9 protein-coding genes are annotated in these 12,160 nt (G+C 46.8%); 4 read left to right on the top strand and 5 right to left on the bottom strand.

Translation table 11 applies throughout. The features are described 5' to 3' along the window. From spoT to R7F64_RS06985, 4 genes are all read left to right on the top strand, one after another. Nucleotides 1-2,121: a bifunctional GTP diphosphokinase/guanosine-3',5'-bis pyrophosphate 3'-pyrophosphohydrolase gene (gene spoT / locus R7F64_RS07000; RefSeq protein WP_238762698.1), complete on the top strand. Its 2,121-nt coding sequence runs from the start codon at nt 1-3 to the stop codon at nt 2,119-2,121. A gap of 52 nt (nt 2,122-2,173) precedes the next feature. Beyond that, on the top strand, nt 2,174-2,857 hold the full coding sequence (trmH, locus tag R7F64_RS06995) for a tRNA (guanosine(18)-2'-O)-methyltransferase TrmH (RefSeq protein ID WP_017635001.1): 684 nt from the start codon (nt 2,174-2,176) through the stop codon (nt 2,855-2,857). Between the two features lie 253 nt (nt 2,858-3,110). Further along, complete coding sequence (gene recG / locus R7F64_RS06990; protein WP_318071560.1) at nt 3,111-5,192, top strand: ATP-dependent DNA helicase RecG; 2,082 nt, start codon at nt 3,111-3,113, stop codon at nt 5,190-5,192. A gap of 232 nt (nt 5,193-5,424) precedes the next feature. Then, nucleotides 5,425-6,813 carry a uracil-xanthine permease family protein gene (locus R7F64_RS06985; RefSeq protein WP_064368903.1) on the top strand — a complete coding sequence of 463 codons (1,389 nt, stop codon included), beginning with the start codon at nt 5,425-5,427 and terminating at the stop codon, nt 6,811-6,813. Nucleotides 6,814-6,885: 72 nt separating this feature from the next. Here the strand turns inward: R7F64_RS06985 and envZ are convergent, their stop codons facing one another. The 5 genes from envZ to R7F64_RS06960 form a co-directional block, all read right to left on the bottom strand. Then, a complete protein-coding gene (gene envZ / locus R7F64_RS06980) occupies nt 6,886-8,178 on the bottom strand; it encodes a two-component system sensor histidine kinase EnvZ (protein ID WP_017820700.1) in 1,293 nt (430 codons plus the stop codon). A gap of 102 nt (nt 8,179-8,280) precedes the next feature. After that, nucleotides 8,281-9,000 carry a two-component system response regulator OmpR gene (gene ompR / locus R7F64_RS06975; RefSeq protein ID WP_005379333.1) on the bottom strand — a complete coding sequence of 240 codons (720 nt, stop codon included), beginning with the start codon at nt 8,998-9,000 and terminating at the stop codon, nt 8,281-8,283. Between the two features lie 129 nt (nt 9,001-9,129). Beyond that, on the bottom strand, nt 9,130-9,525 hold the full coding sequence (locus R7F64_RS06970) for a DUF1090 domain-containing protein (RefSeq protein WP_005379332.1): 396 nt from the start codon (nt 9,523-9,525) through the stop codon (nt 9,130-9,132). Nucleotides 9,526-9,630: 105 nt separating this feature from the next. Continuing rightward, entirely contained in the window at nt 9,631-10,122 is a 492-nt protein-coding gene (gene greB, locus R7F64_RS06965; RefSeq protein WP_025768311.1) for a transcription elongation factor GreB, read from the bottom strand. A gap of 117 nt (nt 10,123-10,239) precedes the next feature. Continuing rightward, entirely contained in the window at nt 10,240-12,120 is a 1,881-nt protein-coding gene (locus R7F64_RS06960) for an ATP-dependent zinc protease (protein WP_318071559.1), read from the bottom strand. Nucleotides 12,121-12,160: the final 40 nt, after the last annotated feature.

Here is a 12,160-nt window from a genome sequence, read left to right as displayed (position 1 = left end):
TTGTATCTATTCGATAGCCTCAAAGACGTTGCCCAAGAATACCTAACAGAGCCTCAGATTGAGGCTCTGCGTCAATCTTATGTGGTAGCGAGAGATGCCCATGAAGGGCAAACCCGCTCTAGCGGTGAACCATACATCATCCACCCTGTCGCAGTGGCTCGTATCTTGGCCGAAATGCGCCTTGATATCGAAACCCTCCAAGCTGCTTTGCTGCATGACGTCATTGAAGACTGTGATGTAACTAAAGAAGATCTCGAAGATAAATTCGGCAACACTGTCGCAGAATTGGTTGATGGTGTATCTAAACTGGACAAACTCAAATTCCGCGATAGGAAAGAGGCTCAGGCTGAGAACTTTCGTAAGATGGTTCTGGCCATGGTGCAAGATATCCGCGTCATTCTGATCAAACTGGCTGACCGCACGCATAACATGCGTACGCTTGGCGCGCTTCGACCAGATAAAAAGCGTCGTATTGCTCGTGAAACGTTAGAAATTTACGCGCCCCTCGCTCATCGTCTTGGTATTCACAATATCAAAACCGAACTCGAAGAGTTGGGCTTTGAGGCGCTATATCCCAACCGCTACCGCGTACTGAAAGAAGTGGTTAAAGCCGCACGTGGTAATCGTAAAGAGATGATCCAACGCATTCACAGCGAAATAGAAGGCCGTCTGCAAGATTTTGGCTTGAATGCTCGCGTCGTTGGTCGTGAGAAAAACCTGTTCTCTATCTATAACAAGATGAAAACCAAAGAACAGCGCTTTCACACCATCATGGATATCTATGCGTTCCGAGTCGTTGTTGATACCGCTGATACTTGTTATCGCGTTTTAGGCCAAGTACACAGCTTGTATAAGCCACGTCCTGGTCGCATGAAAGATTACATCGCGGTACCAAAGGCGAACGGCTATCAATCGCTACACACTTCCATGGTTGGCCCACACGGCGTACCTGTTGAAGTTCAGATCCGTACTGAAGATATGGATCAAATGGCGGACAAAGGTGTCGCGGCACACTGGTCTTACAAAGACAAAGGCGACAAGTCTGGTACCACTGCGCAAGTGAAAGCTCAGCGTTGGATGCAAAGCCTGTTAGAGCTACAACAAAGCGCGGGTAACTCATTCGAATTCATTGAAAACGTAAAATCCGATCTTTTCCCAGATGAGATTTACGTCTTCACACCAAAAGGTCGTATCGTTGAATTGCCTTTAGGCGCAACGGCTGTCGACTTTGCCTATGCCGTACATACCGATGTAGGCAACTCTTGTGTTGGTGCTCGTGTTGACCGTAACCCTTACCCATTGAGTAAGGCATTGAAAAACGGTCAGACGGTGGAAATTATCAGTGCCCCTGGTGCGCGTCCGAATGCGGCATGGCTGAACTATGTCGTGACTTCTCGTGCCCGCACTAAGATTCGACAAGTACTGAAAACGATGCGTCGTGAAGAGTCGATTACTTTAGGTCGTCGCCTACTTAATCACGCACTTGGCCGTCACTCGATTGATTCAATTTATCCAGAAAATATCCAAGAAGTCTTGAATGATCTTCGCCTAGAAAGCATCGATGATTTATTGGCTGCTATTGGATTGGGTGAGTTGATGAGCATTGTGATCGCACGTCGTCTCCTTGGTGACACCGAAGAGCTCACGACAACAAGTTCAATCCCAACGGACTCGAAGAAGAAGCTTCCGATTCGTGGCGCAGAAGGCTTATTGCTGACGTTTGCAAATTGTTGTCATCCTATCCCAGATGATCACATTATTGCTCACGTATCGCCTGGTCGTGGTTTGGTTGTTCACCGAGAAACATGTCCGAACGTTCGTGGTTATCAGAAAGAGCCAGACCGTTATATGGCTGTCGCTTGGTCTGAAGACTACGATAAAGAGTTCATTGCTGAACTTAAAGTCGACATGCTTAACAACCAAGGTGCTCTTGCAGAACTTACCAACGTGATCTCGAAAACAGGATCAAACATTCATGGCCTTTCAACGGAAGAACGTGATGGTCGTCTATACACTGTGACTGTGCTGTTGACGACGAAAGATCGTGTCCACCTTGCTGGTATCATGCGTAAGATTAAGGCAATGCCTCAAGCAACCCGAGTCAGACGCAGAAAGAACTAACCTCTATCGCCACCTACTCTGTTAGGTGGCGATTTTTTATACCTCAATAAATATGAACCTAGAACGTTACAACCGTATTCACCAAGTCCTAAAAACTCGCCAAACTGATCTGACACTTTGTCTCGAAGAAGTACATAAGCCAAACAACGTCTCTGCTGTGATCCGCACCGCTGACGCGACAGGCTTACACAAAGTTCACGCAATTTGGCCAGACAAAATGCGTACGCTGAGCCATACCTCAGCTGGCGCGCGTAACTGGGTTGAAGTGGATACTCACGATTCGATTGAAACTGCGATTACCGAACTCAAAGCGCAAGGTATGCAGGTTTTGGTGACCAATCTTTCGGACACCGCCGTCGATTTTCGCGAGATCGACTACACCAGACCAACGGCAATCATTTTAGGCAGTGAAAAAGTTGGCGCTTCGGAGCAAGCCAAACAGCTTGCCGATCAAGACATTATTATCCCAATGGTGGGCATGGTGCAGTCACTAAACGTATCGGTTGCCAGTGCCGTAATTTTGTATGAAGCGCAACGTCAACGTGAAGCCGCAGGCATGTACGACCGAGAAGAAAGCGCTCTGCCTAAAGAGACAATCAACCGTATTCTCTTTGAACGTGGTCACCCAGTGCTGGCAAAAGTCGCGAAACGAAAAGGGCTCGTTTACCCACCACTCGATGAAGAAGGTCAAATCATCGCCGATGACGCGTGGTGGCAAGAGATGCAAAGCAAGTAACAGACTTTCGTCATCCTGAACAGCGGCGAAGGAGCGTGGTTCAGGATCTAATTCTCAAATATACAGATGCTGATAGTATTAACTTCAGCGACATACTTGTTGGAAATAGGCTCCTGATGTCGCTAAAGCTCCTCGGAATGATAGGTTATCAGTCAAATCATGACACTAACTAAAGCATGACTATTTTTTCCTGTACAAAAACACAGCTCCATGGTTAACATACTGCTATGTTAACCATTTTCTTGAGCCCTCTATGTCCGCCCAAATGTTATCTGCCGTCCCATTAACCTCCCTTTCTGGAGTTGGCGCGAAAGTCGCAGAAAAACTCGCCAAAGTTGGCTTACATAGCGTTCAAGATTTGCTGTTTCACCTTCCGTTACGCTACGAAGATCGTACTCGTATTTACCCTATTGCCAAACTGCATGCTGGCCTTTGGGCGGCCGTGCAAGGTAAGGTCATGGCAGTCGACACCATCTTCGGTAAGCGCAAAATGCTAACGGTAAAAATCAGCGACGGTAATGGCACTATCACGCTGCGCTTTTTCAACTTTACCGCAGCCATGAAGAACAATTTCACGCAAGGTAAGTTAGTACATGCTTACGGTGAAATTAAGCGCGGTGGCGTGGGCTTGGAAATTGTTCACCCTGACTACAAGTTTTACGTCAGCGAGCAAAAGCCCGATGTAGAACAGAGCTTAACCCCTGTTTATCCCACCACCGATGGTTTACGCCAAATCACATTACGCAACCTTACCGAACAAGCTTTAGCCCTGCTTGATAAAACCGCAGTGCAGGAATTACTTCCAGCGGGGTTGTATGACCATCAAATCACGATGTCGCAAGCGCTGCACACCATTCATCGCCCACCACCAACCATTAATTTAGATGAGTTTGACGAAGGCAAACATCCTGCCCAAATCCGCTTGATCATGGAAGAATTGCTCGCACAAAACTTATCGATGCTAGCGGTGCGTAGCAAAGGTCAGAAGGATTCAGCGCGACCTCTCGGTCCTTGTAATAAACTAAAAACGCAGCTTTTAGCCCAACTGCCTTTCTCTCCTACAAACGCTCAAACCCGAGTAGTACAAGAGATTGAAGCCGATCTAGAAAAACCGCACCCAATGATGCGATTAGTGCAAGGCGATGTTGGTTCGGGGAAAACGTTGGTTGCCGCTTTGGCCGCTGTTAGAGCCATTGAGCATGGCCATCAGGTGGCACTCATGGCGCCAACCGAACTATTGGCCGAGCAACACGCTATCAACTTCGCAAACTGGTTTGAAACAATGGGCATTCAAGTCGGTTGGTTAGCGGGCAAACTCAAAGGTAAGGCAAAGGAAGCCGAGTTGGCTCGTATTGCCAGTGGTGAAGCAAAAATGGTAGTGGGTACTCACGCGCTATTCCAAGAGCACGTTGAATTTCATCACCTTGCTTTGGTCATCATTGATGAACAGCACCGCTTCGGTGTCCATCAGCGATTAGAATTGCGTGAAAAAGGCGCAAAACAAGGCGCTTATCCTCATCAGTTGATCATGACGGCGACGCCTATTCCTCGAACCTTAGCGATGACCGCTTACGCCGATCTGGAAACTTCCGTGATTGACGAGCTACCACCGGGTCGAACGCCGATTCAAACCGTTGCCATTCCTGATACAAAACGTGACGACATCGTCGAGCGTGTCCGAAATGCCTGCTTAAACGAAGGCAAGCAGGCATATTGGGTGTGTACCCTGATTGATGAGTCGGAAGTATTAGAAGCGCAAGCCGCGGCAGATACCGCAGAAGAGCTTCAACGTAAGCTACCGGACGTAAAAATTGGTCTAGTACACGGACGAATGAAGCCGGCAGAGAAACAAGCGGTGATGCAAGATTTCAAAGACAATAAACTGCATTTGCTGGTCGCAACGACAGTGATTGAAGTTGGTGTGGATGTGCCAAACTCTAGCTTGATGATCATAGAAAACCCTGAACGTCTTGGTTTGGCACAATTACACCAGTTAAGAGGTCGCGTGGGCCGAGGTTCCGTTGCTAGCCATTGTGTGCTGCTGTACCACTCTCCGCTGTCAAAAACCGCGCAAAAACGTCTCGGAGTACTACGTGAAAGTAACGATGGCTTCGTCATTGCGCAGAAAGACCTAGAAATTCGTGGCCCTGGAGAACTATTGGGTACAAAGCAGACAGGTCTTGCTGATTTCAAAATCGCAGACTTAGTTCGAGATCAACGCCTGATTCCCGAAGTTCAGCGCATTGCGCGTCATATTCATGACAATTACCCGTCTAACGCAACAGCGATTATCGATCGCTGGTTGGGTGAGCGGGATATTTACTCCAAAGCGTAATGATTGAAAGCGAGCCAAGTGGCTCGTTTTTTAATGCGCCAAAAACAAAGCAAACGTTTGCTTTTTGAGTAAATCTCTCTATAATCGCGCACAAATTTTTAAGTGTGTTAGATCACACTCCACCAACCTGAGTTGACTCTGATTAACAGCAATCACAGGTAACGACGTCAACTCCACCCTGCTCTCCCATTCAGCGAGAACTAGGGAAATATTGCGACTAGCGAGACAAACAATGACAACTTCAAACCGATCTTCGGAACTGGTCTATCAACTCAACGATCGACCACCTTTGCCTCAAACCATTTTTGCCGCACTTCAGCACTTATTGGCGATGTTCGTCGCGGTTATCACTCCCTCACTGATCATCTGTCAGTCTTTGGGTGTACCAGCAGACCAAACGAATACCATCATCAGCATGTCTTTGTTTGCGTCAGGCGTGTCTTCGTTTATTCAAATTCGCACCATTGGCCCAATTGGCTCTGGTTTGCTCTCTGTTCAAGGTACCAGCTTTAACTTTTTAGGTCCTATTATTGGTGCAGGCCTATCGCTGAAAGCAGGTGGCGCGGACATCAGCACCATGATGGCTGCCATTTTTGGTACGATTTTAGTCGCATCATTTGCCGAGATCTTACTGTCTCGTGTGCTTGAGCATGCCCGCCGCATCATCACACCTCTCGTCTCTGGCATTGTCGTAACTCTGATTGGCCTGACGCTGATCCAAGTCGGCTTGGTTTCTATGGGTGGAGGCTATGCTGCAATGGGCGACGGTACTTTTGGTAGCTTAGACAAACTTGCTCTGGCTGGTACCGTACTTGGGTTAATTGTGATATTAAACCGCTCGAAAAACCCATACATCCGTGTGGCTTCAATCGTGATTGCGATGCTAGTGGGTTACATCATGGCGTATTTTATGGGGATGGTAGATACTTCTCAGCTAGGCGCAACCGAGATCGTAGCACTGCCCGTACCAATGCAATATGGCTTATCGTTTGACTGGTCTCTGTTCATTCCGCTGGTACTGATTTTCTTTATTACCGCACTAGAGGCCATCGGTGATATTACCGCAACATCTGAAGTGTCTGGTGAGCCAGTAAAAGGCCCAGTGTACATGAAACGCATTAAGGGCGGTGTGTTAGCAGACGGCTTAAACTCTGCAATCGCAGCCGTTTTCAACAGCTTCCCGAACTCAACGTTTAGCCAGAATAACGGCATCATCATGCTAACAGGAGTCGCGAGCCGCTACGTGGGTTACTTTATTTCTGGCATGTTAGTGATTCTTGGCTTGTTTCCTGGCGTCGCTAGCTTTGTTCAGCTGATTCCTGAGCCAGTACTTGGCGGCGCAACGATTGTCATGTTCGGTACGATTGCTGCCGCTGGTGTGCGCATTATCTCTCGTGTTGAGCTCGATCGCCGCGCAATTCTGATCATGGCCTTATCCTTCTCAATGGGACTTGGTATCGCACAAAAACCAGAGATCCTGCAATTTATGCCAGAATTTATTAAGAGTATTTTCTCAACTGGTGTTGCAGCAGGTGGCATCACAGCGATCATTTTAAATCTACTTCTGCCAGAGAAACTGGAAGACGAAGATGAACTTCCTCAGGAAGTGAAAGAGTCTTAAGATTATTGAGAATAAGAAAAGCCCAACCTATTTAGGTTGGGCTTTTTGTTTTAAAGGGTGCGGGCCATCGACTTACTTGGTAGGAAAGCTGATTTGAGCGATTAAACCGCCTTCACTGCGATTACGCATCACCACAGAACCTGAATGCTGGCTGATTATACGCTTCACAATCGCCAACCCGAGCCCAGTGCCTTCACTACCGCGAGCTGTGTCACCACGCGTAAAGGGTTCAAATAACCTCGCGATTTGAGAATGCTCGATACCCGGTCCGTTGTCCTCTACTGAAATCCACACTAGCTGCTTATCTGCTGTCACACCAGTGCTGATTTTGACCCAGCCATTGCCATAACGTAGCGCATTCACAACTAAGTTACTGATCGCCCGCTTAATCGCAATCGCGCTTCCTTTGGCTGGCGGCAAGTTAAGATTAAGATCTGTTTCAATTTCAACCTCATAACCACCTTCAGAACTGGCGACGTCACTGGCAATCGTACTGATATCAACCGCTTCAAACGATTCTTGGTTCACCGGTTTGAGGTAATCCATAAACTGACTGATGATCTCATTACATTCTTCCGTATCGCTAATGATCCCCTCCGCAAGATAGCTGTCCTCAGGAGACATCATTTCTGTCGCTAGGCGAATACGCGTCAGAGGCGTTCGTAAGTCATGGCTAATCCCCGCCATTAATAAGGCTCGGTCTTCTTCTAGCTCTTGAATACCTTTCGACATTTGATTAAAGGCTCGAGTTACAGAGCGAATCTCCGATGCGCCTTTCTCTGCTAAGGGGGGCGGGATCTCACCTCGACCGACGTCTTTCGCGGCTCTCTCTAAAGCCAAAAGTGGACGGTTTTGCAAACGAATAAACAACCAACCACCAGCAATGATCAGCAGCGCCATAATCAAACTGTTACGAAACAGCGGTGCAAAATCTTCTTCTTGCAGCTCAGATAACGGAATACGAATGATGGAGTTCGGCAACTTTTCGATGTGCATCCACAAAATGTAACTTTCATCGCCAAGCAATAAGCGTACTTCTGTAGGCGAACCCAGCTCTTGGCTCATTTCTTCAGACATCAAATCAATCGACATTGCGTGATGAAATTCAATCGCCTTATCGCTGTCAAGGCTGTGAACCGTCACCCCTAATCTTTCTAATAATTGACGCCTTAACGGTGCATCAGACTTTAAAGGTCCTTCATCATCAAGCACCAAATTGAGCTCATGGGCGAGAATTTTATTGAACTGCTGCAAACTCGGCATCAACGCGTAGTTAAAAACGGCGTAGTAAGAGAAAACTTGGCTCGCGAGAAGCAAAGAGATGAACAGCAGAATAGATTGTGTCAGTGAACTTCGGATGCGCATGGAACGTTCCTAGTGGTCCTAATCGCGAAATTTCAGCCTTCAAAGGGAAGGTAATGAAGGCTGAAGTTGCTATAGCCAAGTGCTGGCTATGGAGTGAAGAGGTTACACCTCTTTGCCGTCTGGGACGAAAACATAACCTAGGCCCCATACGGTTTGAATGTAGCGCGGCTTGCTCGGATCGTCTTCTAACATGCGACGTAAACGTGAGATTTGTACGTCAATAGAACGTTCCATTGCAGAATATTCACGGCCACGCGCCATGTTCATCAATTTGTCTCGTGACATTGGCTCACGTGCATTCATCACGAGCGCCTTTAGAACAGCAAACTCTCCAGAGGTGAGTGGCATTGCCTCGTCACCGCGGAACATCTCGCGAGTGCCTAGATTGAGTCGGAACTCCCCGAACTCCACCACTTTTTCTTCCGTGCTTGGTGCACCCGGCAACTCTACAGTTTGGCGGCGTAATACGGCCTTGATGCGAGCCAACAATTCGCGTGGGTTAAACGGTTTTGGCAAATAATCATCCGCCCCTACCTCAAGACCTACGATGCGGTCCACTTCATCACCTTTCGCGGTGAGCATTAAGATTGGCAACATATTGTTCGCGTGGCGTAGACGACGACAAATTGACAAACCGTCTTCACCTGGCAACATTAGGTCCAGCACCATTAAGTGAAAGTTTTCGCGCGTTAGTAGGCGATCCATCTGTTCGCCATTGGCGACACTTCGTACCTGAAAACCTTGCTCAGAAAGGTAACGCTCCAATAGAGCACGTAAACGAGCATCGTCATCAACCACTAAAATTTTATGATTTTCTTGCATTGAAACATCCTTTCAGAAGCGTCTATTGTCGAAAATGTATCACTGTTTTTCCTAACGTGCTCAAGCAAATTGTTACTCTTTTTATCTTAAGCGCTTTATTCTCTCTCTAGCAGGTATTTTCAGCACCTACTATTGACCATAATTCCATTCCAGTTCACGTTTGGCCTCAAGCAGCTCTTGCTGTGCCTCAGCCAGCTTGTGACGTTTTTTCTCAATTTTGTCTGCTTTCCCTGAATGCTGAGCTTCGACTAATTCTTCCTCTCGCTCCTCAACTTCTTTAGTCTTTTCTTCCACTTCTGTTTGCAGCTCTTGGCGCAGCTCACCTTCCGAGCATTCATTCTGGATAGCGGAAAGTGCTTGCTCCAAGCCTTTAATGCGATGCTCATTACCTTGCGCTTTTGCATACTCAAGCTGCTGCTCTACCGCTAACTCTTTAGCGTCACAGCCTTTCACTTCATCTTGAGCAAAAACTGAAAGTGAGAAACCTATTGTTAGTGCAGCACTACACATGACTGCTTTGTTCATTTTACTTCTCCGAGAAAGGCACCATGCCTTTATACCAAATATTCTGACGTTGAGACCCAAGTCACTTCTAGTGAACTTCATGAGACTTGAATCGGTGATAAAGCCTCAGTCTTCCGAGGCCGGTTGAGTGTATTCAATTGAGTTGATGAACCACTCTTTTTCACCTTCTGGGGTGCGTACCGTGAACTCTTCATCCACTTGTTTTTTCAACATCGCTCGCGCCATAGGTGAATCGATAGAGATGTAGTCTTTCGCATCGCCATAAATCTCTTCAGGCCCGACAATACGAAACTTTTTCACTTCTCCTGCCTCATTTTCTATTTCCACCCATGCACCAAAAAAGACTTTGCCTTCTTGTTGCGGAGAATAGTCAACGATCGTGACTTCTGGCAGTAATTTACGAAGGAAGCGGACACGACGGTCGATCTGACGGAGTAAACGTTTATTGAAGGTGTAATCCGCATTTTCTGAGCGATCGCCCAGGCTCGCAGCCCAAGTGACGATCTTGGTGATTTCCGGGCGCTTTTCATTCCAAAGGTAATCATGCTCTTGTTTGAGTTTGTTGTAACCTTCTCGTGTAATCAGCTTAGTTTTCAAATTAACTCCTATCTCAACTAAAAAATGCTGCTCTTTGGCAGCATTAAGGAGATGATATACCCAAAGATCCAATGTTTTTCAGGCTTTGGGTATCAAGGTGATAAGGCGGCCAGAGTGTTACTTTTCGTAATCCGGTTTTTGCGTCACGATGTAATTCGTATCACTCGAAACAACCGCGCCATGTTTTAGGAAGTTTTTACCTAAAATCATGCTGTAATGGAAGCGACCTCGGTCCTGTAAGTTGACTCGGATCTTCTTCTCTAATTCGCCAAGCTTAACATGCATTTCAACCACAGGGCGTACGTTCGCTTTCTCGCCTTTCTTCGCTTTAATACGCATGACGTCAACAACAGGCTTAGTAAACGCCTGTTTCATGCCAAGATCGTTCTCATAGGTAAAGCTCACCATGTCTTTGCCGTCTTTCTTAAACTGCTTGATGTTCTTAGCATTGATTGAGCTTACATCTGCACCCGTGTCTAACTTCACAGGGAAAGACATCCCCTCAACTTCCGCCACTTCGATATGGCCAGCTTTGAAAAGTGGCCTTGCATCTAGTAGATGGTCTGCGCGAGTGTTCAGCAACACACCACCCTTGGCTATGTCATGACCAAAGACGAAAAAAGGTTGAGTGTCACCCTCATCAAGCACATCGAGCGCAAACTTCATTGATGTGTCTTTTCTACCGAGAAGAAAGTCTCCTTCGACAACAGGGCGAACCGCGCTGCCAACCTTGAGCTTTTTCAACACTGGTTTGGTGATTTTTTCTTCTTTCCCCTCATCGTTCATTAAATAAAACGTGACGGATTCATCCTTACCTTTTTCTGTTACTTCAAACCCATTTACACGCAGTAATGGCGTTTTCACAGTAAAAGTGGGGTAAGCAGGGACGGTATAACCATCAATGGTGACCTGTTCTTCTAGTGAAACGACAAGAGGTTTTGATTTGAGTGCGCTTTTGAACGTTTTTTCTACGCCACCCAGTAGATTTTCTCTGTCCGTATCAATAACAAAGTGCTGACTCGCGACGTCCCGACCTAAGCGAATTTGCGAACTGAACTTACTGCGATCACGCAGATACACCAACCAACGTTGAGTTTCATTTTCGCCGACTTTGACGGGTAAATAGACTAAAGGGCGCTCGCTTTTGGTCGTTTTCAGCATTCGTACCAAGGGCAATGTCATTGGATGACGCTTGCCATTCTCGCCCTCTAACATAAAAGAGACTTCGTTATGCTTTTTGTCTACCTTGATGTCCAGTGCATGGACGTTGGTATAACGGCTAGAAGTTGAGATGCTGATCTTATATGGCACACCTTCGACTTCAACCGTCTCTTTTTTGCCAATCATTTTTGCGCGTGGCTGTTCTTGAAGGTAATCGTAACCAGCGAAGACCCATGCGTTATCATCGAGATAGGTTTTACCAATCAAGATAGGAGAAGAGAATTGCGTACGCTTGGTCAGGTTCACTTCCGTATCAACGGTGTGACCAGCGATTGTCATCGGCATTTTTATTGTCGGGCGTAGGATGGGCTTTTTGCTTGTTCGACTGCGAATCGCGCTCACTCTTTCCAGATCATCGGTAATCTGTATTTCCTTCCCTGTATAAGGGTGAGGAACCGTAAAGCTAACCTTTACTTGATATGGCTTAAAGCTGTCGGCGTCCCACTTTGCCTTCGTACCACCTAAGTCATCGACAATCGCCCAAAGTAACTCGTTATCTTTCAAATCTTGGTAATCTGGGTGTGAGCTACTGACATGGATATTCTCCGCATGCATCGATGTCGTATCTGCACCAGTATCAATCTTGCCAATAAATGGCACCGCTTTTAGTTCCGGAATGTCACTGTAGTAGACGCTCTCCACACGCCCTAGTACCAATTTGTTATCGAGCTGATAAACGGGAGCTTGTGTGGTTCCTGAGATAGACTGCGCCCAACTAAGCGGGGCGACAAGTAAGGCACTCGTAAGCGCTAACGCCAAAGACATTTTTTTCATCATGATTATCCGTATAAGCCGAGGTACATTTAGTGATATCAAC

Origin of the sequence: Vibrio sp. Vb1980 (genome assembly GCF_033338615.1) — a bacterium.
In the GTDB taxonomy this organism is placed as follows: domain Bacteria; phylum Pseudomonadota; class Gammaproteobacteria; order Enterobacterales; family Vibrionaceae; genus Vibrio; species Vibrio alginolyticus.
Note: the sequence above shows the minus strand (reverse complement) of the source record. Positions and strands in the feature narration are given on the sequence as shown.